Source organism: Nostoc sp. UHCC 0870, from assembly GCF_022063185.1.
Taxonomy (GTDB): Bacteria; Cyanobacteriota; Cyanobacteriia; order Cyanobacteriales; family Nostocaceae; genus Trichormus.
Genome location: NZ_CP091913.1, coordinates 2,018,325 through 2,045,000 on the forward strand (window position 1 = coordinate 2,018,325; position 26,676 = coordinate 2,045,000).

The following is a 26,676-nucleotide window of genomic DNA, read 5'->3' on the forward strand; positions in this document are numbered from 1 at the left end:
TAGATGCTAATTATTATGTATTTTATCTTCAAAATTTTCTAAAAACTTCAGCAGGTTCATACCTAAATCTAGAGCTTCTTTAAGGGTTTGATATCGGTTGGGAGGTAATTCTAAAGTATTATTAGCAAGTGACCGCAGAGAGATTAATAGGGAATTTAATTGAATGTTAAATTCTTGTATTGTCTGCAAATATCCCATCTGGGCATTGCTGTTGTAGTTTTTCTCTGATGATGATGTAGATAAATAGTGGATTTGCTGTTGCACAATATCCTCAAAAATATCCAGGGTGTTGATGATTTTAAATGTTGATTTGTATGAGTCTTCAATCAATGTCTGGTGTTCTTGAGTATTGTCTGTCATCTCATCAAGTAACAAGTGTAAAACACCGATCATTGAGTTTAGCCTTGTCCGCATTTCATGAGAAATTCTCAGTAAGCTTTGATTACTGTGATTGCTAGTTTTAGGAATATTGCTAAACTGCATTGAGTAAAGACGTGCATAATAACCACCTTTTTGTAGGAGTTGTTCATGAGTTCCTACTTCCATTACCTGTCCTTGGTCTAGGACAGCAATTTGGTCAGCTTTTTGGACTGTGGATAGGCGGTGAGCAATGACTAAGGTGGTGCGATCGCGGCTCAGATCATCTAGAGCTGCTTGCACTAAACGTTCAGACACTGTATCTAAAGCACTGGTGGCTTCATCTAAAATTAAAATTTCTGGATTTTGCAACAGGGCGCGGGCGATCGCTAATCTTTGTCTTTGTCCTCCAGATAACATCACACCGCGATCGCCAATTAAGGTATCCAATTCCTGTGGTAATTTACTAATAAACTCGTAAGCGTTGGCTCGCTTGGCGGCTGTAATAATTTCGTCTTTGGTGGCTTCTGGTTTCCCATAGGCAATATTCTGACCTACGGATTCATTAAACAAAAAGGTATCTTGACTAACAATTCCCATCCTCTGGCGCAAAGATTTCAAGTCAAAATCACGCAAATCTCTACCGTCAATTGTAATACTACCGGATGTTGGGTCATAAAATCTGGGTAGTAGGTCAGCCAAGGTTGATTTACCAGCACCAGAACTACCTACCAAGGCTAAAGTTGTCCCACGGGGTAAAAATAAATTGACATCTTTTAATACGAATTTCTCTTGTCCCGGATAGCCAAAAGATAATGAGTTAAAACCTATACCCTTTTCTAATTTGGTGTAGATAACGTCACCTTCACCCATAAAGGGTTTATTATCACGCCGCAAAAACTCAGTGACTATCTCCACGCTAGGCGCACTATTGGCAAAACTATTGCGGATACTATTCAACTGAGAAACTAGTGGTAACAGTCGCAGTAGTACCAATAGATATGTAAGTAGTACGGCTGATAGAGCAGAAACTTGATCGGAAAATAAAACTCTGCTTAAAAATACAATTAATAGCAAGGATGTGATTCCCATCACCTCACTGAGTGGAGCAATCAATTGGGAATTCGCTTGAGAATCGAAATCTGCTTGCTCGCGATCGCGAATTAGAGTGATGATTTTTTTATATTCTTTTTCTTCATTTCCTGTGGCTTTAACTAACCTAATTCCATTTAATATTTCTAGCACAGTGATTGAATACAATTTGGACATATCACTAAGCTGTTGTCCAAAGTGTTTGGAGCGGGAAATTGTGTACTGGTTAATTAACGTTACTAAAGACAACAACACAGTAGATGCAAGAGTTAACTGCCAAGAAATTGATAGTAGCAATCCAATAAATACAAAAATCGTAATAACATTAATAATTAATTTAATCACATTACTGATAGAACCTGCCGCCCGGCCAATTTCTCCTCCCAGACTATTTAATAAATCACCAACTCTCATTTTGGTGTAGTAGTCTAGGTCAACCTCTAGTAATAATTTTAATCCGTCTTCTCGGATATCTGAAGTTAACTTTCTTGTAAAAGAGCTTGATGTTAAAGAACTAGTATAAGCGGCTAAATTTTTTAAACAAATTGTCAATATAATTGCTCCCGACATGACCAATATCCGATAGTTCTCTGGAACGTTATCAAACGGAGTCATGATCGATCTGAGCAGGGGAGGGGCGTTAGTTAAGTCTATTTCTTGTCCCACTATCTTTAAAACTATCGGCACAATCAAAGTTGTGCTGATACCATTAAATAAAGCACCAGAAAATCCCAATAATACTGTCAGAAAAATCCAGCCGGGATATGGTTTGGCAAATTTTAGTAGTAGTTTTCTGGTAGACATCTGTTTTTCTTATCACACCTAAGCTATTTTTAACATTAATTATTCTGTAATCTCTACATATTTCACCTTTCGCATCAAGAGTAATAGAAAATTATTATACAAATAACTGTGTTTTTACTGTCAACCAAGATAATATACTCCTAATTTTACGTTATTCACCATCTACCACCGAGCGTCAATCTTCATAACTGAGCAATTAATGATTGCAGGGTAGAAGCCATCGCCTCTAAACTATATTTCTCGACACATCTTTCTCTAGCTTGTTGACCACGCTCATTAGCCAAATTTAAATCTTGAAATATCAATTGAATCTTCTGGGCAATTTGTGCTGGCGATGCTGGGTCTACTAAATAACCAGTATCCGCTAAAATTTCTGTAATATCTCCTACATGAGTTGATAATACAGGTTTAGCCATTGCCATCCCATCTGTCAACTTTAGAGGAAACTGAGCGCGAGAGGTTAAGGTATCCCGTTGCGGAACGACAACAACGTGAGCCGCCGCCACAATTTCTGGCATTACATCTACCGGACACTTTGGCAACTTAATAATCCAACGTCCCCATTTTTGAATGAGTTGCTCATCGTAGTCATCGTAAGGACTACCACCGACAATCACCAGTCTTAAATCTGACTCATTTAACAAATCCAAAGCCATTAAGACATCTTCCACCCCCTTGTGAGGACGTGGTGCGCCAGGAAACATTAAAATTCTATATTCAGACAAGTCATAACGCTCTCTACTGATTTCTGGGTCATACTTACTAGGATCAAACATAGCAGTATCTTTCCCATTAGGTACATAAACACCGCCAAAACGGTTTTGCAAAAACTGAGTATCTACTGTGACAGCATCTGCTTTTGGTACTAACTTTTCTATCCATTGAAGATACAATGGATGATCTGGAAACCTCAATGCTCCATTAGGCTTAAAAATATCTCTGTACAATTGCTTCAAACCAGGACGATATTGCCATTCATCGCCGCCATACCAACTCAGTTCCCAGTCATCCATATCTAAAAGTAAAGGACGATGGGTACTAAACTTCTTCAATAGCGAAACGCCAAAACTCGTTGGTTTAGGTTTTACTGCATAAATAATATCCCCATCTATTTTTTGTAAGATTTCTTGGGCCGAACCAAAAAAATTGGGATAGTTAGTGCCGGTAATAGGAATAACTGTAATTTCATTAGGTGGAATTGCATACAGTTCTTTTCCGTAAATAAATCCAATAATTTCTACTTGATATTCCAGAAATTTCAAAATCTGAGCTAGTAAAAAAGCCCTAACACTTCCACCACCAGATAAGTCGCTAACAATTAATGAAACCTTCATTATTTCTAAATAAGCCGTTCAATAAAATGGTAAATAATAGACCCTACTAGATGGGTAAAAAAGAATAATGGGCAAAAATTAGGTTTTTGAAAATTATAAATCAACTCATGTTAGTTAGTTCATCAGGATAAATTGAGCATATTTTTAACCAAATCTAATTTCTCTGATACAAGAGAGATGATTTTTTTTGACCGGGGTCCGCGATACTTTTCATATAATAAAAAACTTGGTGTAATTGCTCTCATTTTATTTACTAACTTTATAGTAAATTTATTATTTAATTTTACCTTTTTGTCGAATAATTTAACTGGTGTAGGAGCTATTTTAATTAATTGATCAAATATGGATTTATCTTGTTCTCGGATAGCTTCTTCCAAAAGATACTCTATGCCGATTGTGCAGAGCTTATGCAAGTCTGGATGCTTTTGTATGACATTTTCATAAAATAAAATATAGTAATTTCTCATATAAGGCCAGTTATTGGTCCGATTGGTTTGATGTTTTGTATAATAAGCACCAATCATAGGGGTATAAACAAAATTCGCACCTTTTCTGAGAATATCTATGGCAAAATATCTATCCCCCAGAGCTTTAAGATATTCAGGAAATTGAATTTTACTCAATATATTCCTGTGCATCAACATGGCTTGCTGAAGACAAGGATGAGGTGAGGCTGCTAAAAAATCGGGGATGAGTAAACGTTGAATTAGTTGCTCTGTAGTTAATAAACCGATAATATTTTCCTGACGGTTAACAATATTTTCTTGAGCATCTATAAATACTCGTTCATAATCTGAATAAAATATAACATTTTCAGAAAAATCAACTTGTGCTAGATGATTGAGTTGAAATCTAATTTTGTCTTCATGAATCCAATCATCTGCATCTAGACATTGAATCCATTCTCCCTGAGCCTTTTGAATCCCAAAATTGCGAGAAGATGGTAGTCCACTGTTTTCTTTGAAAAAGTATTTTACTCGCTGATCAATACCCATTAATTGCTCAGATACTTGACGAGTGTTATCAGTAGAACCATCATCTATAATCAAACACTCAATCTCAGTGTGGGTTTGTGATAATACACTTGTGACTGAACGCTCAAGGTAGTGTCCTTGATTAAAGCAATTAATAATAATTGATACCAGTGGAGGCATTTCTTAAGTGTTCCTCATGATCATAATTTGTCAGTTAATACTCACTATCATAGAGATAGTAGGCGTATTCACTTGCCCTGAAGACTTTTGGTTCTTAAGATAGCACAGATTTTTAGTGTAATTCCTGATAATGATTTTTCTCTAAGAGTCTTAGTTACCTAGTGGTCTTATAAAACTAAGCTACGTATAATTATGACGATGAGTTACCAATTAACTAGTTTTAGCTGTCCTGTTTGGATATAGTTAAAAACACGATTAATCTGACGACGCTCTCCTTCACGAACATCTCTTTTATTGAAAACAGTAGAGGTAAGCAAGGTATGGTCTTGACGACTCATCTTACCAGAGCTGAGGATTTTGTCTACAATTTGCTTTACTAACATCTCTGATTGGTCTTCGAGATTGCTATATATGTAACTTTGGTTACAACTCATAAATTATCCTACTTAAATAAAGGTGTCATAGCACTACGAATGAATCTTCTTTGCTTCAAAGTAAATATAAATACTACTACATAAAATTCCTTAAGTAATTTGACAGCAAAAAAGAACACACTAAATCTAACTGTGCATCAAGTCTTCCTCCTAGAGAATTTTTACTGATCAATTAAAATATTCTTTACATTTTTTTGTATTGTTTAAGTATAAGTACAGACTTGGACCAAAAAAGCGATGAAAAGGGAGACTGTAATATAAAAAATACAAGTATTTAATCAGACTTGGGGCAATATCTAGTGATTTACTAGTAATTAAGAGTTGAAAATATATACCAAGCACTAACTTATGAGGAAATAAAACCGATGCAAGTCATTCGTCTTGAGGCACTCTCAGACAACTATATATTTTTACTGCATGACCCTAAACAAAATATTGCAGCTGTTGTTGATCCCGCAGAAGCTGAACCATTACTCAAGGAACTTGCAGAACTGAAAGCGGAATTAGTGGCAATTTTTAATACACACCACCATCATGACCATGTAGGTGGAAATCAGCCGCTAATCCAAAAATTCCCGCAAGTGAAAGTTTATGGTGGTGCGGAAGATAAAGGCAGAATACCAAGACAGGAGGTATTTTTACAGGAAGGCGATCGCGTCCAATTTGCTGATAGAGTAGCAGAGGTCATCTTTATTCCTGGACACACCCGCGCTCATATCGCTTACTACTTCCCCCCCCAAACAGCCAATGAACCTGGGGAGTTATTCAGTGGTGATACCTTGTTTGCTGGTGGTTGTGGTCGCTTATTTGAAGGTACACCAGCGCAAATGATGGAATCTCTTAGTAAACTTAGGTCTTTACCAGATAATACTCGTGTTTGGTGCGCCCACGAATACACCTTAAAAAATTTACAATTTGCTCTGACAATAGACGGTAATAATACGGAACTGCAAAAACGTAGTTATCAAGTCAAAGCACAACGCAGTCGCCAAGAACCTACTGTCCCCTCAATGTTGGGAATAGAAAAGCTGACAAATCCCTTTTTACGTTGGGAGCAACCAGCACTACAGTTAGCAGCTAATAGTAGTGACCCTGTGCAAACATTTGCCAGGATTCGGGGAATGAAGGATATGTTTTAGTCACTTGTCCCCAATCCCCAATCCCCATTACCCCTTATCCCCAGAGGGGGCCCCGAGTTCCCCAATCTCCAATCCCTATTTTAAAATTTTTAGCACTAAGGAGTTGCGATCGCCCCCCGCCTTTCGCTAGGATCTGTAAGCTTTGGGATTATAGTATTGGTTGGGATACAGCTACGCTCACGTAGATTATCCTGCTGCCACCCAAGTTAATGAGATTTTACAGGAAAAACGGAAAACAATGGCGAAACGCATACAATTAGTTTTAACTAAGGATGTCAGCAAGCTAGGAAAATCTGGCGATTTAGTAGATGTAGCTCCTGGCTATGCTCGTAATTATCTGATTCCTCAGAGTTTTGCAACTCATGTTACTCCCGGTATTCTTAGACAAGTAGAACGCCGTCGGGAAGTAGAACGGCAACGCCAATTAGAGCTGAAACAACAAGCACAAGAACAAAAAGCCGCCTTAGAAAAAGTTAGCAGCTTGCAAATTGCCAAGCAAGTTGGTGAAAACGAAGCGATTTTTGGTACTGTCACCACCCAAGATGTTGTTGATGCTATCCAAGCAGCTACAGGTCAAGAAATAGACCGTCGTGGTATTACTATTCCAGATATTGGCAAGTTGGGTACTTACAAAGCAGATATTAAGTTGCACTCTGAAGTCACAGCGCAAATTGATATTCAAGTGGTGGCTAGTTAAACTAGGGAGGGACAGGTGACAGGGGACAGGGGACAGGTGACAGGAGAGGGGATAGTTTTACCCCAATACCCTTGCCCCATGCCCAATTTCCCCTGCCTAATGAATAAATTATGGCTGAAGAATTAAGTTTTGAATCGCGTGGTAGCAATAGCCTCCCACCCCAAAACATCGAAGCGGAAGAAGCGATTTTAGGGGGTATTTTACTAGACCCAGAGGCGATTAGTCGAGTTAGCGATCGCCTAATTCCTGAAGCTTTTTATATTACTGCTCATAAAGATATCTATCAAGCTACCCTCCGCCTCCACGCCCAGGGTAAACCTACAGATTTACTCGCGGTGACAAGTTGGCTGGCTGACAACGATTTACTGGCGCGGATAGGTGGTAGAAATAAGTTAGCCACATTGGTAGATCGTACAGTCTCAGCCGTAAATATTGATGCCTTAGCAGGGTTAGTTATGGAAAAATACCTGCGACGGCAATTAATTAAGGCTGGTAATGAAATTGTTCATCTCGGTTATGAGACTGAAACCGAGTTACCCATTGTTTTAGATAAAGCCGAACAAAAGGTTTTCGGTGTTACTCAAGAACGTCCCCAATCAGGTTTAACTCACATTGCCGAAACCCTGATTAATAATTTTCAAGAAATTGAGGAACGAAATCAAGGTATTGCCTTACCGGGGATTCCCTGCGGCTTCTATGATTTGGATGCCATGACTAGCGGTTTTCAGCGTTCTGATTTGATTATTGTCGCTGGGAGACCGTCAATGGGGAAAACAGCTTTTTGCCTCAACCTAGCTCATAATATCGCCGCTTCTATGCGATTACCTGTGGCTGTGTTCAGCTTGGAAATGTCAAAAGAGCAATTAGTACAACGTTTATTAGCTAGCGAAGCACAGATTGAAAGTGGTTATCTGCGGAGTGGACGGCTGAGTCAAACTCAATGGGAACCTTTAAGCCGTGCGATCGGTATGCTGTCGGAAATGTCGATTTTTATCGACGATACGCCCAATATTACCGTTACCCAAATGCGGAGTCAAGCGAGGCGACTGCAAGCAGAACAGGGTGTAGAACTGGGTTTAGTCGTGATAGATTATCTGCAATTAATGGAAGGTGGAGGTGATAACCGTGTCCAAGAGTTATCGAAAATTACCCGTTCTCTCAAAGGTTTGGCGCGGGAATTATCTGTGCCGGTGATTGCGTTATCTCAGTTAAGTCGTGGGGTGGAAGCACGCACTAATAAGCGTCCGATGTTATCTGATTTGAGAGAATCTGGTTGTTTAACTGGTGATAGTTTGGTGACGTTAGCAGATAGCGGTCTACAAGTTCCTATTCAGGAATTAGTAGGTAAATCTGGTTTTGCAGTTTGGGCGTTAAATGAAACTACAATGCAGTTAGAGAAAGCAATTGTTAGCCATGCTTTTTCTACAGGTGTCAAGCCTGTATTTACCTTAAAAACCCGCTTGGGAAGAAAAATTCGCGCCACTGGTAATCATAAGTTTTTAACAATTAATGGCTGGTGCAGATTAGATGAATTCAAAATAGGCGATCACCTGGCTTTACCTAACCTCTTAGTAGCAAGTGTTAGCAATTCTGAAATTGTGATTCAATCGACACTGTATAAACGCAATGCGAGTAGAGAAAGAACTGCAACCTTGACTAATCTTGCCCAATCTGAAGAAATAAATCTCTTAGGAAAAAATGATATTTATTGGGATGAAATTATATCAATTGCAGCTACCGACGAAGAGGAAGTTTATGATTTAACAGTTCCTATATGGCACAATTTTGTGGCAAATAACATTATTGTTCATAATTCTATTGAACAAGATGCGGATTTAGTCATCATGTTATATCGAGATGATTATTATAATTCTGATAGTCCCGATCGCGGTATTGCAGAAGTCATAGTTGCCAAACACCGCAACGGCCCGACAGGTACAGTCAAATTACTATTTGATCCGCAATTTACCAAGTTTAAAAATTTGGCTAGACAGGGTAATTATTAGACTGCTAACCTAAATAGCGCACTCAGGAGCAGTAGATATATGTTAGGATTTGACCGCATTACATTTGACCCCCGCATTATGGGTGGACAAGCTTGCATTAGGGGAATGCGAGTTCCGGTTTCATTAATTTTAAATTTGGTCGCCAATGGCAAAACAGTGGCTGAAATCATAGAAGATTATCCATATTTGGAATCAGACGATATTCAGCAATCATTAATGTATGCTGCATGGTTGGCACGCGAACAGGTTTTTCCCATACTTGGTGAGCAAGCTGGATGAAATTTAGGAATCAAGCATGATAAAATAATCATGGCAATGCGCCCAGATGCGCCCAGTGAGCCAAGATTGGTGTTTCTCGCCAGATAACTCGCATCACCAAAAGGAAATACCGGAATACCGGGGGGTCGAATGTTGTGAATGAGATAACGATACATGAGAATAAGTATTTTTTAGTTTGCCGTCGGGCAGTCGGTGAACTTTAAACAGATGCTTGTGGAGGGGAATCTGGACGGGGTTTTGAGTCAGAGATGGTTCAAAACTAGACAAACCCATTGAAGCAAGAATCTCCCACTACAATGCAAAGCATTTAGTGGTGAGAGTGTCAATGAATTTGTAGCGTAGAACTGGCTGAACGTCCAAACTCTTCTGGTGCATACTGCAAATGAACTTCCGCGCCAGGCCAGAGGAATGTACCGGGAGTTACAGAACGGACTAAGTAGTGCAGGCTATAAACTCCTGGTTCGAGGTAGTCAGCGTAGGCGATAATGCGATCGCGGTAGATATTCTTATAGCCAAGTTGCCAACTATCGGCCTGTGCTTGTAATGCGACTGTTGCAGTTTGAAAACTCTGGTCTATTGCTTCTAATCCTGCTGGTAATGGGTCTTTAATTACTATATGATCCACAGGATGGTCAGCAATGATTTCTAAACCAATATCAAACACTTGTCCACTTTCTACACTTAATGGTTTATCAAAAGCGTAAATCCCTGTTTTTTGCAGAGGTTTAGTTTCTCCAACTTTGCTAATGGCTTTTGTAACTCGTAAACCGTTAAATCTCCCCGGTTGGTTTCCTTGCAAACGGTAGTTATAAGCTACTAAATAATGTAATTTACCATTACCAGATTTTTGCAAGGTCAAATCATGACGACCACGAGGTAATTTATCCATTGAGATATTTAATTGTAAACTAGGATTTTGATAGCCATTAAAGCGATTTTCTCCGAGTTTTTTACCTGCTAATTGTACTGTCGCTAAAAAGTTGGGTGGTGTGGGTTGGAGTTGGCTATATTCTACTAATGCTGTTAAAGCTTGAGCATTATTATAATCGGTTTGCCATGTGCCGTTTCTGCGTTGTGCTAACAGACTTTGAAATAATTTATCGATGACTTCTGGCTTACTTTGTTTGGCGATAAATAATCTTAAAGCCTGTGCTTGTGCTGTGGTATTTGAACTCATCCATCCCCATTGTTTGGGTAAGCTAATCACTGCTGTCCTAACAGTTTCGTAGATATTCTTTTGTAACTGATTGAACATTTGTTGTGATTCATCCTGCCATTCTGGGAATTGAGATAAATACCGTGCTAGTTTGATTTGGGTAACGATATCAAAATTATTACGTTGTTGATAAATATTCCCTAAGAAACTATTGCGTTTATCTCCCAGTTCTGCTAATGCAATTAAAGCATTGAGTTGTAGTTGAGTTTTACATAATTGCTGTTTACAAAAGTCGTATTGTCCAGGGTTCGCCAAGACTTTCTGCAAATAATTCTTTAAGCGAGATAACATTGCAGTATCTACAGAATTGGGGAAGGCTTGTTTGGCTTGACTTAGAGATGCAGCAGCGTAAGCAGAAACCCAAGGGTCAGATTTTTCTTGTCCTGGGAAGGCTGCAAAACCACCATCAGCGATTTGCAATTTTTGTAATTGGGTAATGGCTTGATTCGCCTGTTGCTGAGGATTAAATTCTGCAAATGTTTGATTATATTTTTGCGTTAAAGTTTGTAGGTTAGCCGCAATCATTAACTGACTCGCCGCAGGTTCAGCGAAGGGTAAATCATTATCTGCTAATACTTGTTTAGCTGGTGCTTTGATTTCTGGGATTAAGGTACTCGCTAGTTGAATATCTAAACCGCCAGCTTCCAAAGAGACATTTTTATCAACATTGAGAAGAATTTTGACTTGCTTATCAGTCACGCCAGTTTCTACAACTTGTTCTGTAACTTCTAACGGCTTGACTTCTAACGGTACGGCAAAGGCATCGGCGGCTGTATTATTTAGCTGGGTAGTAAAGCGGACTTGCGCCACGCCGACATTCTCAGCCACCATTGGAAAGCGATAAGCTTGAGTTGTTGATTGTGTTTTGGTTTGTAAATTAGTGGTGTTGGGGTTCTTTTCAGCAAATTTGACTGTACCGTTGAGTTCGCCGTTAATTGTTAAGTTTCCTGAAGTATCAGTGTTATTGGTGACAGATAAACCGGCTAAGATGCGATCGCCTGGACGGGCAAACTGTGGCAAAATGGCATTAGTTAGTAGTGGCTTGGTGGTGATAAACGTCGCGTCCCCATTACCAAAGCGGAGATTTCCATCAGTAGCGACAACCATTACCCGCCATGTAGTTAAGTCATCTGGTAATTTCAAAGATATCTGTGCTTTACCATCAGCATCGGTGAGGACAGAACCATTGTAATAAGCTAAAGCTTGGAAATCTGTGCGGACACGGGTATTAGCTGCATTGGCTGAAAACCCGCCACCATAACCCCAACCTTTAGGTTTCGCTACCTCTTGGGGTTGTATCACCACATCAGGACGATTATCACTAAAGCGGGTAGATATTGGCTGTTCTGCGTAAACTGTATCTACCAAATTTGGCGGACGATAACCAGACAGTTGTAACACCGCCTCATTTACCACCATGACGGTTAATTGTCCTTGGGTGGGTTGATTTTGGTTATCTTTCAGTTCTAGTTGTATCGTTGACTCTGCACCTGGTGCTAATGAGGCTTGCAATGGTGTAACTTGCACTTTTAAATATTTATCTTGCAAGTTCACTTTAAAAGGCGTAAACCCAATTTTGACTAACTTATCTAAACTTCCCGCTTCTACTTGATTTAGAGGCGTACCTTGTCTAACTAACACAGCTTCTACTGCTGCGTTGGGTAACATTTCCGGCGTGACTTGAAATTGAATTTGTGGTGCGCCTCCCTTGGTTTTAGTTAGCTGTTGATACAGAGGTTTATCTTTAATAACGGCGAAATATAACTCTGCATCTGGGTAGGGAGATTGAATTAAAGCGGTAGCAATTTCACCAGGTTTATATTCTTTTTTATCTAGTTTAACTTCTAAGCGGTTCTGTTCTTCTGAACCCCAATAAACTGGATTATTTCCTGTCACCCAAATTTGGCTATCTGTGGCTGTTAATTCTTCTTGAGAATTGCTAAAATTAGCTCGAATGCGATATGAACCTGATGCGGATGGTGTGAAATTTACAATTTGGGGACTTTCCGCAGATGTAATTTCTGCGTGTGCTACCGTCTTATATTCAACTTGGTTTTTTGCTGTGCGACTACCTTCTACTAATTGCGTCACACTACTATATTTCATCTGTTGTAATTCTACCCTGACTCGTTGATTGGTCATGAGTTTTCCTGTAGGTTCAGTCACAATCACTTCTACAGGGAAAGGTTTATCAGAATTGGCAATAAAATTACTTTTTAAACCAATCAAACGATTACTTGGTAAAGCTGTAAAGGATTTGGAACTAGCCACAGATAAATTAGAAACATCTGCAACTTGTACATCCACACGGTAAGTCATGGGATAGGGTAAATCTTTCGCCACCGTTACCGTTTGACTGGTTTTACCATTTGCATTTAATTTAGTATTAGTTTCTAAGACATCACTAGGAACAGCAGGAGTTTCTTCTGGCCAAAACCATTGTCTACCAAAACTAAATTCTTCCCAATTTTTAGGGATAAAATTCTCCTGGCGACGAGTCACAAAATATTTGGCTTCTCCTCCCTCGACTGGCGCACCAAATAAATAATTACTCGCTGCTGTCGTCTCCACCTTATCCCCAACCAAGGCAAATTCTTTATCTACATCGAGTTCGACTTTAAAATTCGGCGGTTTAAATTCAGCTACCCGAAACTCACCGGAAATTTCTCTGTTGTCTTTACCCTTAGCTTGGATTGTATAGTACCCTAATTTTTGATTATTATTGATTGGTAATTCTAGCGAAAATGTCCCAAATTGATTTGTAGTTTTATTCCCTAAGTCTGTCTTCTGTCCATCAGGATTTATCAAACTTACTTGGTAAACTGCATTTTTATCTTGCTGAATCATCCCATTTTCTAAATAGTCAGCAAAACCAGTAAAAGCAGCTTTTTCTCCTGGTTGATATAACTGCCTATCTGAGAATATTACCCCGCGTGAAACTGGTTTGTTATCTGCCCAACCTGCATCAATACCATAACCATAAACACCGCTATATTCTTCGGTTTTTGTAAATGCCCAATCTTGATTTTCACGAGCAATTACTAATAATTCTGGTGATTTGACAAACTCTTTATTGGTGATATAACATTGCTGTAAATCTTGACGCTGAAGTCTTAAATTACCATCATTATCTGTTTTACCTGTGACACAAGGTTGAACTGGATCACGATATTTAGCATCTAATCTTAATTGATAAATTTCGATAGGTGCAGCTTTCACAGGTGAACCATCACTAAGATGATTGACACGAATGAAAGCAGAATCAGGAAACCATTGGCTAAATACACCCAAATTTGTTAATTGCACTAAGCCATAAGTCGTAGGTTCTCGCCACAATTCTTTACCGTTGTCTTGATATTTATTTGTGCGTGCCTGCACCCCATAGGCTAACATTCCTGTAGCAGCACCAAGTTTTTCTCGTAGTGGTACAGTGACATCAGTCTGCTGATTATTTTTAGCTGAAACTTTAAAACTTTGCCACTCACTTAGTTTTGGTAATAAATCATTATCATTACCTTGGGGATAAGCTCCCCTAGCGTAAACTAAATCTGTAGGTTGTACTACCCGATAAGCGGCTTTATATTGTGACTCTGGTAAGTTGACTGTATTAATATTGAGTTGTAAATTCTGCCCGGATGGAAAAATATGCAAATCCGAGGGAGTCCAGATATCCCCGGCTAAGTCTCCAGTATTATAGTTGAGTATGACAGGTTTATTTAAGGTTTGTCCAAACTTATCTTTGAGGTTTTTATCAATAGTAATTTTATAGTTAGTAGCTGGTGCTAAAGCATAGGGATTGATGCTGATAAATCTATCTTCATCACCTATTTGTAGCAGTCTAGAAATATCTTTTGGTGCAGGGTCAATTTTAATATGTTCTCTAACAGTATCTGCAACTAATATATTATTAAACTCTAGCTGGGGACTGCCTTTTACAAATCTCCCGTAAGTTCCGCCTGCATCTGGTTGTCCGTAAAAGTTAATTTGTTTAAATGCTAAAGGTGAATAAGTTGCTAATTTACTGACAAATTCTTTATCTGTAGGTAAGTTACCATCCGCAGGTAAGATACCAGGAGAAAATACCAGTCGATAACTCGTAGCTTTTTCTAAATTTTGTTGGGGAAATAAATCATAAACCCAATTACGGGCTGAAGGGTCGAATTTTTCTAAAGGTTCTTCATTTTCTGTTGGCTGTTCGGCTTTAGCTAAAGCTACTTTAAAACTAACACCTTTACTTTTTCCTTCGGGAATTAACTGGAGATGTTCTTGGACAGAAGCTAAGTTAAGTTCTGTATTAGAGGTAAATTGTAGTTTTGGCTGTAAGTCAACTGGCTGAATTTCTGCTTGTTCTACAGGATTTACACCGGGTAAGTTAGTTAATTCAATGGGGTTAGTATTAAAAGTCCAAGCTAAATCTTTTTCTAGGCGATGATTTTTTAAGTCTGCTAAACCTGCTTTGAGGGTAACTTGCAATCTTGTGGCTTGGGGTAAGGCTTTATCTGCTTGAAAGCCTACCATGCGCGGTGTTAAAAAGCGAAATTGACCGGGTAAGGGTGGCCAAAGGGCAAATTTTTGTAATAGGTTTTGTTGTTCGGGAGTGTCTAGTTTTTCGACGGGGATTAATGGTTCTTTGAAGCGGATGCGAATTTGATTGAGGGGTTTGGCGTTACCAATGGGGCTAATTTGTTCAATCCAATCTGGTAAGTTGGGTGGGGTGAGTGCTGTAACGGTTGGGAGTTGTGGTTTTGATGATATGCCAATAAAGTTACAAGATGCGATTCCTAATATGAGTGCAAAGGTTAGTAGGAATCGCATGAAAGTTTTTATAATCATGCTGGGTTTGTATGTGATTTAGAATAGGAATTTATCTCACGCAGAGGCGCAGAGAGGGAAAGTCTGAGATTTTATAGATTATGGAACAGCTACATTATATGGATAACCAATTTTGTGTGATTGTTTCCTGAAATGATCACAATTGTTAACTATTTGGTTTTAATTAATTTTTGTAAATTAAGTGATTGAGAAAACGTTAACTTGAAAAGGTGATGTGTATTTATTTAGTTGAGATGAAATTAAAGCTAATTACGTGATGAATAGGGTAAAGGGTTGGCGGCGGAAAATTACACAACAACTTAGACATCGTAAAAGTATTAAGGTGGTTTTGGTTGTGGTGTTGATGTGCCTATGTGTGCGATTATTGCCTTATTTTGCACCGATTCGTGCTGGAGATATTGCACAGAATCAACTGGCTTGGGAATTTAGCGATCGCAATGGGCTACCATTAGGAACAATCCTCACTCGTGACCAAGAACATACCGCAGTTGTACCACTAAAGCAGGTTTCACCCCAATTTATCCAAGCAATTTTAGCGGCGGAAGATGGTAGCTTCTATCATCATGGCGCATTGGATATGCAGGCTATTATCCGCGCTATCCAACAAGCCATTCATACCAAAAAAATTGTTTCTGGTGCTTCCACAATTACCATGCAATTGGCGCGGATGTTAGCACCATCCCCCCGCAACCTCTCTGGGAAAATTAAGGAGATTTGGTTGGCTTGGCGGTTAGCAGCAGGGATGAACAAAGACGAAATCCTGTCTGCATATGTTAATCGTCTACCAATGGGAGGTAATATCTACGGTGTAGAAGCCGCCGCTAGAACTTATTTTTCCATCCCCGCCAGTGATTTAAATATCGCCCAAGCCAGTCTCCTTGCTGCTATTCCTAATAATCCCACTTATTTTGACCCGTTACAGCATTGGAATCGACTCCAGCAGCGACAAAAATATGTCCTCAACCGCATGGTACAAGAGGGGTATATTACTAACCAAATAGTTGAGAAAACCCTCACCGAAAAAGTCGTCTTTCAGTCACGGAAACGAGGAATTCTCGCCGCACCTCATTTTTTATTTTGGTTAGTCAGTCAGTTATCTGAGACAGAAATAACTTCCCCCGTTCGCACCACTATAGATAAATCCTTACAGCAATTTGTCGAAGCGCAAGTACAGCAAGTAATTTCCCACCTCGCCGCCAATAATGTCCACGATGCGGCGGCTTTGGTAATTGACAACCACACTGGGGAAGTTTTAGCCTATGTCGGTTCACCTGATTACTTTAATGAAGCCAAACTAGGACGTAACGATGGCGTACAGGCGTTACGTCAACCGGGTTCTACCCTCAAGCCGTTTGTGTATGAGTTGGCTTTAGAAAAAGATGCGATTCGCCCAAACACTATTTTGGCTGATGTACCCACCCACTACGCTATTCCCGGTGCAAAACTGTATAGTCCCACAGACTACAGCCAGAACTTTCTCGGCCCCGTCAGAATACGCCTAGCTTTAGCTAATTCCCTCAACATACCAGCCGTGCGCGTCTTAGAAAAAGTCGGCGTACCATCTTTTTTAGCACGTCTACATCAACTTGGCTTTACCCACCTCAAGCAAACCCCAGAATATTACGGTTTAGGTTTAACTCTCGGTAGCGGCGAAGTCTCTCTCTGGGAACTAGCCCAAGCTTACTTCACCATCGCCCAACAAGGAAAAACCACACCTTTAGTTCCTGTATTTTCCCAATCCCCAGTCCCCAATCCCCAGTCCCCAGTACCCACCACATGGCAACTTATCACCGATATGCTGAGTGATAACCATGCCCGTGCTACAGCTTTTGGTGTAGACTCGGTGTTAAATTTACCCTTCCCCGCAGCTGTCAAAACTGGTACTTCCTCCAACTTCCGCGATACTTGGACAGTTGGCTTTACTACCGACTACACCGTTGCAACTTGGGTAGGAAATTTCAACGGTGAACCGATGCGTCAAGTGTCGGGAGTCATGGGTGCAGCACCTCTATGGAATCGCATCATGTTACACCTGCACGAACACCAAGAATCAGCCGCTTTTCCCTCTCCAACAGGATTGATTAAACTGCCTATATGTGCTGTCTCTGGCTTAAAACCCACACCAGACTGTAACTCTGTGGTGCAGGAATATTTTTATCCTCAAGATAAAATCGCCTATGAAACTCAGCAGGATTTTAATTTACCGTCAGAGTATGATGAATGGCTAGCAAAACAGCCGTCATCAAGTTTAGTTACTAATAATTTAAGGATTCTCTCTCCCAAAAATGGTGATTTATTTTTGGTATATCCCGGTACAGAGGGACAGCAAAAATTAGAATTCAAACTAGCAGGAAATAAATCTACATCTGTGGAGTGGTGGCTGAATGGGGAAAAGCTAGATAGCCAAGTTAATTCTATGTTTTGGTATTTGCGTCCTGGTAACTGGACTTTGGCAGCGAGAAGCGGGGAAAGGCAGGATAAAGTTAGTTTTCAAGTCGATTTAGCTAATATTCGTTCCACACGTCGGGGTTTTTCTATCGCCAATCCCCAATAATATAATCTCTTCATGGCATTAAATTAGTAATGCTGAATAAATTCTGATCATCAATAGATGGAAGGGTTAAAATTTTATCTTGTATAAATCAAATAATTCTCCCGTCAATCTGGTGACAATTTTCGCCCCAGATGCTTTGATGGTTTTTTCCCACACCGCCACAGGTTCTAGAAAAACTTCCGCATCTAAATAGGTTTCTAGCACAGCCCAATCTTCTGCTAAAGAGTGTTCAGGGTTGAGGATATCAAATACAAATAGTCCACCGGGTTTTAACACCCGTTTGACTTCTGTTAATACAGAACTCCAATATTCCAGGGGAAAATAGCAGCTAAATCCTGTAGCGATCGCTAAATCAAATTGCTCTGTGGCATAATTCAATTGATGTGCTGCGCCTAATTCCACCCCTTTAAATAACTTAGAATTCAACTGTGAACCACGAGAATTTAAGGTATCTCGCGCCACATTACTAATTTCTTGACCGTAAAAAAAGGCTTGCCAATCTCGCCAAGGATAAATCAAAAAGCTGACACCACAACCAATATCCAAACAGTGCTGATTTTTTTGGGGTTTAGCAATTTCCCAGAAAGGCGAAACAATTCTCCCCGTCAACAGTCCAGATTTCCATTCTTGAAATATCGGCATGGACTGCACTTCTTCAGGTAGTTCAAATTGTTCATTGTGATATTGTTTATTGAAGCGATATGCTACCTGCGCTACCCTCTGCTGCCATTTCTCTTGTTGAGTGTTTACTGAAAATAGAGGATTGTAGGAAGAATTTTTAGACATTTTAGAGACGGTTGACGGTTGACGGTTGACGGTTGACCGGGTATTGGGGATAGGATTTTACCCCTACACCCCTACACCCTTACACCCCCACACCCCTAATCTTTACTTAACCCCTAATAATTCCACATCAAACAACAGGGTAGCGTTAGGGGGAATCACACCACCAGCACCGCGAGAACCATAACCTAGTTCTGCGGGGATGATTAGCTGACGACGACCACCTACTTTCATAGTGCTGAGTCCTTCATCCCAACCTTGAATTACCTGTCCAACACCGATGGTAAAGCTAAAAGGACGATTGCGATCGCGGGAACTATCAAATTTAGTCCCATTTTCTAAAGTACCGGTGTAATGCACTGTCACGGTTTGTCCCTTTACAGGTGTTGCACCAGTTCCCTCTTCTATTTCCTCATACTTCAAACCAGAAGGGGTAGTAACGACTTTGGAGGCATCAGACATATGATTGTTCGCTATTAAGGTATTGTTTTCTGTAACGATGGTGGTTGCTGGTACAGTTGGGGTCACAGTTGCAGCAATAGCAGATTCCTGCTTACCGCCAATTTGTGACAACACTAAAACCACAACACAGACCAGCATGACACCCACGCTGAGTAAAATTGCTTTCAAAATTAGCCCTCCTACTGGGTAGTTTGGCGATGAAAATTACCAACAGAACAAAACTTAGTTTAAATCACAACCAGATCCTAACGCCAAAGCTTATTTTCTAAATCTCGGACTTGACGTTCCAATCTATCAATTCTACCCCGCAGTTCATCTACCTCAGACTGACGCGCTACCCCCAAATCCTGCATCATATTTCGCATTTGCCGTTGCATTTGCGTTTCCCACGTTCCCTGCTCTGACTTTAACTGCTCTACAATATCATCCATCACCGCCTTTGCTTGCTCAGGATTGAGTTTGCCGTCTTTTACCAATTCTTCACTGACTTCCTTAAGTTTTTCCGCTACTAGAGAAGTTGTCCCAATACCAAGCATCATTAGTTGTTGCAACCAGTTGTTGCTGTCCATACATCCTTCCTGTTATTTATTTCAAACCAGCCGACCTTTGCTTTTAACTATGTGCAATCAAGCTATGCTGGAAGCGTCGTTATTTTAGCCTACATCTCTATTTTGGCAAATTGGCAAACACATAGGATGATAAGGGTATGGTTATAGAATTTCTTAAGTTTAAAGTTACCCCCGGTACGCGAGAAGATTATCTACAAAAGGATGCAGCCATTTGGACAACTGTTTTGGCTAAGTATCCGGGGTTTTTGGGTAAAGAAGTGTGGATTAATCCGCAAGACTCCACAGAAATTATATTTATTATTCGTTGGGCAACGAAAGAACAATGGCAAGCCATACCCCTAGAAGATTTACAGGCGGTCGAGCAAAAATTTGCCCAAGTGATAGGTAATACCTATGAGTTAGTCGAGTCAAAAGAATATCAGGTACAGTAGTTAAGAACAACGCTCCCAAAAACTAGCACCCGATACTATTCTTTAAAAGAACTTACTTACCCAGTAAAACCCAATTTCTGCAATTATGTTTAAATATAGAGCAGTTTTCTGAACTCTTAGATATACTCAAAGTCACAACCTCAGCAGACGCGAGTATGATATTAGATTGGTTAGCTGTTTGGGGCATAACTCAAGCTGTCGGTTTTGCTTTTAAGTCGATTTTTGAAGACTTAGCAAAAGATGCCGCTAAAGATTGGGCGAAAGACTTATTAAAAGGTATTCCTGGCAACATTTTACAGCAGATAAAACCAGAAGATATTGACATTGCGGCTGGCAAAGCTTTAAAAGAATTCTTGCAATTAATGCAGCAAGAACTAGAAGATGCAGACTTAGAAGAAACCGAACTGCAACAATATAATCATGGTTTAAAAAAATTTATTGTTAATAAATCAATTAAGCTGATTCTCGGTGAACCTTTTCAAGCAAATTGTCAAGTTATAGACGCTAAAGTCTTAACCCATACCTGGCATGAAATGAAGTTACCCAATCTACCCCAGCAATTTGATTGGGAAAGATTAGCCAAACGCTATCTGAAAAAAGTTAAAGCAATTATTCGTGAATCCGAACAATTACGCCCACTTTTAGATTCCCAGTATCTAGAATCATTAAACAATACCTTGCTAGAAATTAATGGTATTACCCCAGATTTCGACTTAAAAAAATACCAAGAAGGACTCCGCGAGCGATATGGAAATCTTAAACTAGATAGTTTAGATACTACTGGTTACGCCTACAATGAATTAAAGTTGTGGCGGATGTTCATCCCTCAACAAGTGCGAGAAGTTCATCAAGTATTATCACAGGTGCATGAACTCCCTAAAGAACACCTCAAACGACTACAAGAAAGTAAGCAATTAGATGAAGAAATCACCCCAGAAGCTCTAGAATACTACAAACAAATTTATTTTGAACAGCCAACAACTTCAGTCTTAGATATTATCAATGATCCTCTAAATTATAACTATATAGTTATTTTAGGCGATCCTGGTTCTGGTAAATCGACATTATTACAATTTTTAGCATTAAATTGGGCAGAAACACCATTAAATAATGTAGTTTCTTCCGCAATTCCATTATTAATTGAGTTGCGTACCTATATCCGCAGAAGAGAAAATCATGAATGCCATAATTTTCTAGAATTTTTTCATAAATGTAGTGGTATAGTTCATCATCTCAATCAAAATAAACTCCACGAACAACTCAAAGCAGGTAATGCTTTAGTCATGTTTGATGGTTTAGATGAAGTATTTGATCTTGCCAAGCGAGAGGATGTAATTACAGATATTCATCGTTTTACCAATCAATATCCTGATGTCAGAGTAATTGTAACTTCTCGTGTAATTGGCTATAAACCACAAAGATTAAGAGATGCAGAATTTCGGCATTTCATGATCCAAGATTTAGAGCCAGAACAAATCCAAGAGTTTATCAATCGTTGGCATGAATTAAATTTTACAGATCAGGTAGATAGACATCGCAAAAAAGAACGATTACAACGAGCGATTGACACATCAAAAGCCATCACTGAACTAGCAGGAAATCCCCTCTTATTAACAATGATGGCGATTCTCAACCGTAACCAAGAATTACCCAGAGATAGGGCAACATTATACGAACAAGCATCACGGGTACTGCTACATCAATGGGATGTAGAACGCGCTTTAGTGGAAGATTATCGCCTAGATCCTAAAACCATTGATTATAAAGATAAACAGGCAATGTTGCGGCAAGTTGCCTATCATATGCAAACCAGTGCTAAGGGTTTAGTAGGCAATTTAATTAGTGCTAATGATTTAGAAAAAATCTTAATCCGCTATCTCAAAAACATCGAATTTGAACAACCGACAAAAGTTGCCAGAGTGATGATTAATCAACTACGGACTCGCAACTTTATGTTATGTTTTTTAGGCGCAGATTATTATGCTTTTGTGCATCGAACTTTTTTAGAATATTTCTGCGCTTGGGAATTTGTCTGGCAGTTTAAAGAAATACAAGTTATCTCTATTAAGGGACTCAATTGTGAAGTATTTGGTAAACATTGGCAAGATGAGACTTGGCATGAGGTGCTACGCCTAATTATCGCCATGATTGAATCGAGATTTGTTTGCGAAATCCTGGATTATTTAATAGCTCAAGATGGCGAAAAAGAAAAATTTATTAACTTGTTTTTAGCTGCTAAATGTCTAGCAGAAGTTAGAAATCGCTTATTAGTAGCGTCAGTCTCTACTAAATTACTAGATAAAATCAAAGCCTTAACCAAATACGACCTTAACTATTACTACCAACCCTATTTAGATGAAGAAGAAACTAAGTTAGTTCAAGAAATTCGCACCAAAGCAGTTGTATGTGTAGCCACAACCTGGAAAGATGACCCCGATACTCTCCCCTGGCTCAAACAACTAGCCACAGATGATAATAAAGATTATGTACGCCGTGTAGCCTTGCAAGAGTTAGCCAGAGGCTTTAAAGATGACCCTGATACTCTCCCTTGGCTGAAACAACACGCCATAAGTGATAATGATTGGACTGTGCGACAAGCCGCAGTGCAAGAATTAGTCAGGGGTTTCAAAGATGACCCTGATACCCTCCCCATTCTCCAAAAGCGCGCGATCGCAGATAATAGTGAATATGTCCGCCAAGTAGCAGTCCAGGAATTAGCCAGAGGTTTTAAAGATAATCCCAACACCTTATTTTGGCTGAAAAAACGTGCCACAGTGGATCAGTATGGGACTGTGCGCCAAGTAGCAATCCAAGAGTTAGCTAGGGGTTTCAAAGATTACCCCAATGTTCTCCCCTGGTTGAAACAATGCGCCGCCACTAATGAAGATTGGACTGTGCGCCAAGCGGTCGTACAGGAATTAGCTAGGGGTTTTAAAGATGACCCCGATACCTTAACCATCCTCAAACAAGCTGTAACCTCTGACGAGAATGAATATGTGCGCCAAGCCGCCGTACAAGAATTAGCCAGAGGTTTTAAAGATGACTCCGATACTCTCTGTATTTTGAAACAAATTGCGATCGCAGATAAATATTCCGATGTGCGCCAAACCGCCGTGCAAGAATTAGCCAGGGTGTTCAAAGATGACCCCCATACCCTCCCCTGGCTAAAACACCAAGCTACTGTTAGTGAAGATAAATATGTGCGCCGCGCCGCCGTTCAAGAACTAGCTAGGGTGTTTAAAGATGACCTTGATACCCTCAGTATCCTCAAACAACGCGCCGTTATTGATACTTATTCAGATGTGCGCCGTGCAGCCGTGCAAGAATTAGCCAGAGGCTTTAAAGATGACCTCGATACTCTCAGTATCCTTAAACAACGCGCGATCGCCGACGATAACGAATCGGTACGCCGGACAGCCGTCCAGGAATTAGCCAGGGGTTTCCACAATCACCCTGATACTCTCCCTATCCTCAAAAAATGTGCTAAATCTGAGAAATATGCAGATGTGCGCCAAGCCGCATTACAGGAATTAGCCACAGGATTTCCCCATGATCCTGAAACCCTTTCCATCCTCACAAAACGCGCTATATCTGACAAATATGCAGATGTACGCCAAGTCGCATTACAAGAATTAGCTAAAGGTTTTCCAGATTACCCTGAGATATTTGAGGTTTTCTACCACTGTGCTATTAATGATCCCTTTACCCGTGAGTACAATTTTCAACATAACCCCCGACAAGTAGCACTAGAAATAATTATTGAACATTATCCTCATCATCCCCAAACGCTACCACTATTACTCGACAGAGCAGAACATGATCAAGATGAACAAGTGCGGGAGTTTATTCATAAACTGAAGACAACAGCATATATATAAGCAATTAATTCATTAATTAATGTTCGGACACCTTCACTAGAAGTCCACCATCTTTCTGGATCGTACCCTTGGCTCTTAGATGCAATTATACCCACCTTAATCTCTGGAGATAACACTTTTTTAAAGAATAGCCAACTTCTGCGAGCATGAGCATCCCATGAGACAAGATTAATAGCTTTAATCTGTAAATTTGATCGGGTGATCCATTTACGGAATTCAACTACAGATATATAACTGCGGTCTTTTAAAACTGGCGGTGCAGGAACAGTAAATATCTTTTGTTCATCAACACCAATCTTTTTTAAAGTAGCTGCTGAAACCTCTGCAAAATTTTTATAATCAGTTAGATAAGTGCCTTTTCCTAAATCTCCTCCTGTAGTAATTATCATGCGATAATTACTATTTTTTAATTCATCTACAGCCTCTTTAATTGCATAATCTGGTATCCACCCTTCTATAACTAATGCGTCTGCCGATTCAAGTGGAGCATTAATAGCAAGGAATGAATGTAAATTAGTTATCGTGAACAATAATAAACAGACAAAAACACCCAGTGCAACTAGCCATCCTTGCAACGTCAGTATCCAAACTTCTTGACGCTTAAATAACCTAATTCCCCATAATTTTTTATATAAGCGATTTTTTCTTTGCATTAAACTCTGACCGATGACTTGTTTTTTAAATAAGTAAACACAGATTTATCACCAATATCAGGAGGAATTGCTTGCACTACTTTCCGCAACGCAAACACCAAGAATAAAGTTGCCCAAGCTCCTAACAAAAATTGTTCTGCCTGAGTGGGTAAAATACCTAATAAATGCCCTAATAATAGCAGGGGTACTATAACAGTTAACACTTTAGTTTCAGCGCGATTAAAGCAAAAAGCTTCTTTAAAATAAATCCCCGTCAAAGCAACAAAGGTAAACCCAACACCAAATAAAGTTAGTGGTTGATTGTAGACGGTGACAACAAAAGGTTCACTGTCATAATGCCCTATTAGAAATGAGGAAATACTACCAATCAACCAAAATACTTGCAATAGTCTATGCAACAGTGCCATGTAAATATGTATTGTTAATAAACTCACACCAAGAGCCAGGCTGAAACAAGTATATAAAGGGGTAAGTGCTTGGATAACAATGGGATTGTCGTTAAATAAGACTAAAGCACTGGCGATCGCAAAGCTCAATGCCGCTACCATTAACCCAGCACGATAGATAATTACACCTGTGCGATCGCTCTGAGTAATTGTAAACTCCCCAAACTGACCTTGATAAGCTTCTGGTGTAGATACTGTTGATGTCGTCATATAAATATCACAGTAGAGTTACAATTTTTCATTAAACAGCTAAAGCAATTAGCTGACAGTCCAATTGTACTATTATCAACTAGGAAAAACTCTCCCCATCCCCATAACTATTCCAAAGGATTCTGATTTTTATCCATAAATAACACTTCTAATCGATCATACAAATTGATTTGCATCTGTAAATGTGCGTTACGACCGTTAACGGCAATTTCTACCCAGCCATGACTCCCAACTAAAGCAATAGCGTCCCCAAACGGAACATCACTGTAAGTTTCACACCCTGGAATAATGACCCCTGAGATTTGTACACACCATTTTTTACCTTGCAGCCAACTCTCTGGAATATTACTCACTAAGTTGCCAAAATGATCTATATATTGAATGCAACCCACAACACCAGTTTTTGTTGGCTCACACTGCTTAACATTAAGTTTTACTAAGTTAGCTGGATCGATTTCTTCTCCTAGCTGTTGTAGAGAAACACCACTGGCAAGATGAGCAGCTACAGGTGCGAAAATATCTCTACCGTGAAAAGTCTTGCTAGGCGGGGAACTTCTCCAATATTTGTGATTAGTCAGTTCAACAGATGTGATCGCTGGACTTTGAGCTAATACACCACTAAATATGCCATTATCTGGCCCTACCAAAAACCCACCAGCAAATTTTACTGCGATCGCCTTTCTTTGACTCCCCACACCCGGATCTACAACTGCTAGATGTACTGTCCCCTTCGGGAAATAGGGATAAGCATTCATCAAACAAAATCTAGCAACAGCAATATCCTGGGCTGGAACTTGGTGCATCAAGTCTACCACCTGCAATTTAGGGTTGACTTGGGCAATTACCCCTTTCATTACAGCCACATAAGCATCGCGATCGCCAAAATCGCTTAATAAGGTTATGAGGTTCTGATTTATCTGCTGTTCCAACATTACAATTTAAGTTAATATATATTAAGTCAAAAGTTTCTGTAACAAAGGCTACTAAATTTGTGTTATCTTAGGAATAACAAATATAGAGAAAAAAATTAAAGGGGTTAACCACTATGAGCCAAAATAAACTCAGAGCCATGAGTGCTGCAAAAGAACTACACAAACAAAATATTCAAAGAAACATTGAGCATCGCTTAGAAATAGCTAAAGCTCATGGTGATCAAAGGCTAATTCGGCAACTAGAAGCAGAAATGAGATATTTTAGCTAAGGTCAAGTTTTCTTTTCATTGTTCATAGTGTTGTTGTGTGTAATCCCGCCTAGGCGGGTTTTCTATTATTAGGTACTTGCAGCGTAATGGCGCAAAGCAAAAAGCTCCTCCATAAATTAATATGAAGGAGCTTTTTGTATCGTA

19 protein-coding genes are annotated in these 26,676 nt (G+C 39.6%); 8 read left to right on the top strand and 11 right to left on the bottom strand.

What is annotated here, in order from left to right:
- Positions 1 to 6: 6 nt before the first annotated feature.
- From L6494_RS08770 to L6494_RS08785, 4 genes are all read right to left on the bottom strand, one after another.
- Positions 7 to 2,253 (bottom strand): ABC transporter ATP-binding protein, encoded by a 2,247-nt coding sequence (locus L6494_RS08770; protein WP_237993877.1) that lies wholly within the window; start codon positions 2,251 to 2,253, stop codon positions 7 to 9.
- Positions 2,254 to 2,435: 182 nt separating this feature from the next.
- Positions 2,436 to 3,587, bottom strand: a complete 1,152-nt coding sequence (locus tag L6494_RS08775; RefSeq protein WP_237993879.1) for a glycosyltransferase family 4 protein — start codon at positions 3,585 to 3,587, stop codon at positions 2,436 to 2,438.
- A gap of 122 nt (positions 3,588 to 3,709) precedes the next feature.
- The gene (locus L6494_RS08780) at positions 3,710 to 4,741 is read right to left on the bottom strand and encodes a glycosyltransferase family 2 protein (protein WP_237993881.1); all 1,032 of its coding nucleotides are present in this window, start codon (positions 4,739 to 4,741) and stop codon (positions 3,710 to 3,712) included.
- A 203-nt stretch (positions 4,742 to 4,944) separates the two neighbouring features.
- Positions 4,945 to 5,175: a hypothetical protein gene (locus tag L6494_RS08785; protein ID WP_237993883.1), complete on the bottom strand. Its 231-nt coding sequence runs from the start codon at positions 5,173 to 5,175 to the stop codon at positions 4,945 to 4,947.
- Between the two features lie 365 nt (positions 5,176 to 5,540).
- On the opposite strand from L6494_RS08785, the gene gloB reads away from it, so the two are divergent.
- From gloB to L6494_RS08805, 4 genes are all read left to right on the top strand, one after another.
- Positions 5,541 to 6,314 (top strand): hydroxyacylglutathione hydrolase, encoded by a 774-nt coding sequence (gene gloB, locus L6494_RS08790; RefSeq protein WP_237993885.1) that lies wholly within the window; start codon positions 5,541 to 5,543, stop codon positions 6,312 to 6,314.
- A gap of 238 nt (positions 6,315 to 6,552) precedes the next feature.
- Complete coding sequence (gene rplI, locus L6494_RS08795) at positions 6,553 to 7,011, top strand: 50S ribosomal protein L9 (RefSeq protein WP_237993887.1); 459 nt, start codon at positions 6,553 to 6,555, stop codon at positions 7,009 to 7,011.
- A gap of 110 nt (positions 7,012 to 7,121) precedes the next feature.
- On the top strand, positions 7,122 to 9,017 hold the full coding sequence (dnaB, locus tag L6494_RS08800) for a replicative DNA helicase (protein ID WP_237993889.1): 1,896 nt from the start codon (positions 7,122 to 7,124) through the stop codon (positions 9,015 to 9,017).
- A gap of 39 nt (positions 9,018 to 9,056) precedes the next feature.
- The gene (locus tag L6494_RS08805) at positions 9,057 to 9,296 is read left to right on the top strand and encodes a DUF433 domain-containing protein (protein WP_237993891.1); all 240 of its coding nucleotides are present in this window, start codon (positions 9,057 to 9,059) and stop codon (positions 9,294 to 9,296) included.
- 322 nt (positions 9,297 to 9,618) lie between these two features.
- On the opposite strand, the gene L6494_RS08810 is transcribed toward L6494_RS08805, so the two are convergent.
- Positions 9,619 to 15,327 (bottom strand): alpha-2-macroglobulin family protein, encoded by a 5,709-nt coding sequence (locus L6494_RS08810; RefSeq protein WP_442946988.1) that lies wholly within the window; start codon positions 15,325 to 15,327, stop codon positions 9,619 to 9,621.
- 274 nt (positions 15,328 to 15,601) lie between these two features.
- Between L6494_RS08810 and pbpC the strand changes: the two genes are divergently transcribed.
- Positions 15,602 to 17,899 (top strand): penicillin-binding protein 1C, encoded by a 2,298-nt coding sequence (gene pbpC / locus L6494_RS08815; RefSeq protein WP_237993895.1) that lies wholly within the window; start codon positions 15,602 to 15,604, stop codon positions 17,897 to 17,899.
- A 66-nt stretch (positions 17,900 to 17,965) separates the two neighbouring features.
- Here the strand turns inward: pbpC and L6494_RS08820 are convergent, their stop codons facing one another.
- From L6494_RS08820 to L6494_RS08830, 3 genes are all read right to left on the bottom strand, one after another.
- Positions 17,966 to 18,685, bottom strand: a complete 720-nt coding sequence (locus L6494_RS08820; RefSeq protein ID WP_237993897.1) for a class I SAM-dependent methyltransferase — start codon at positions 18,683 to 18,685, stop codon at positions 17,966 to 17,968.
- A gap of 102 nt (positions 18,686 to 18,787) precedes the next feature.
- Complete coding sequence (locus tag L6494_RS08825) at positions 18,788 to 19,312, bottom strand: FKBP-type peptidyl-prolyl cis-trans isomerase (RefSeq protein WP_237993898.1); 525 nt, start codon at positions 19,310 to 19,312, stop codon at positions 18,788 to 18,790.
- Positions 19,313 to 19,389: 77 nt separating this feature from the next.
- On the bottom strand, positions 19,390 to 19,713 hold the full coding sequence (locus tag L6494_RS08830) for a phasin family protein (RefSeq protein ID WP_237993900.1): 324 nt from the start codon (positions 19,711 to 19,713) through the stop codon (positions 19,390 to 19,392).
- A gap of 137 nt (positions 19,714 to 19,850) precedes the next feature.
- Here L6494_RS08830 and L6494_RS08835 point away from each other — a divergent pair, with 137 nt between their 5' ends.
- Together L6494_RS08835 and L6494_RS08840 are read left to right on the top strand one after the other, a co-directional pair.
- The gene (locus tag L6494_RS08835) at positions 19,851 to 20,144 is read left to right on the top strand and encodes a TIGR03792 family protein (protein ID WP_237993902.1); all 294 of its coding nucleotides are present in this window, start codon (positions 19,851 to 19,853) and stop codon (positions 20,142 to 20,144) included.
- A 155-nt stretch (positions 20,145 to 20,299) separates the two neighbouring features.
- Positions 20,300 to 24,022 (top strand): HEAT repeat domain-containing protein, encoded by a 3,723-nt coding sequence (locus L6494_RS08840; RefSeq protein ID WP_237993904.1) that lies wholly within the window; start codon positions 20,300 to 20,302, stop codon positions 24,020 to 24,022.
- Here L6494_RS08840 and L6494_RS08845 read toward each other — a convergent pair.
- The 3 genes from L6494_RS08845 to L6494_RS08855 all read right to left on the bottom strand — a co-directional run bounded on the left by L6494_RS08845 (position 23,992) and on the right by L6494_RS08855 (position 26,263).
- Complete coding sequence (locus tag L6494_RS08845; RefSeq protein WP_237993906.1) at positions 23,992 to 24,675, bottom strand: ElyC/SanA/YdcF family protein; 684 nt, start codon at positions 24,673 to 24,675, stop codon at positions 23,992 to 23,994. The two genes, L6494_RS08840 and L6494_RS08845, sit on opposite strands and share 31 nt — an antisense overlap.
- A complete protein-coding gene (locus L6494_RS08850; RefSeq protein ID WP_237993908.1) occupies positions 24,675 to 25,331 on the bottom strand; it encodes a DUF2301 domain-containing membrane protein in 657 nt (218 codons plus the stop codon). Before L6494_RS08850 ends, L6494_RS08845 begins: the two co-directional genes overlap by 1 nt.
- Before the next feature lie 107 nt (positions 25,332 to 25,438).
- Positions 25,439 to 26,263 carry an SAM hydrolase/SAM-dependent halogenase family protein gene (locus tag L6494_RS08855; protein ID WP_237993910.1) on the bottom strand — a complete coding sequence of 275 codons (825 nt, stop codon included), beginning with the start codon at positions 26,261 to 26,263 and terminating at the stop codon, positions 25,439 to 25,441.
- A gap of 113 nt (positions 26,264 to 26,376) precedes the next feature.
- On the opposite strand from L6494_RS08855, the gene pirA reads away from it, so the two are divergent.
- Entirely contained in the window at positions 26,377 to 26,532 is a 156-nt protein-coding gene (pirA, locus tag L6494_RS08860) for an arginine synthesis PII-interacting regulator PirA (RefSeq protein WP_237993912.1), read from the top strand.
- Positions 26,533 to 26,676 lie beyond the last annotated feature (144 nt).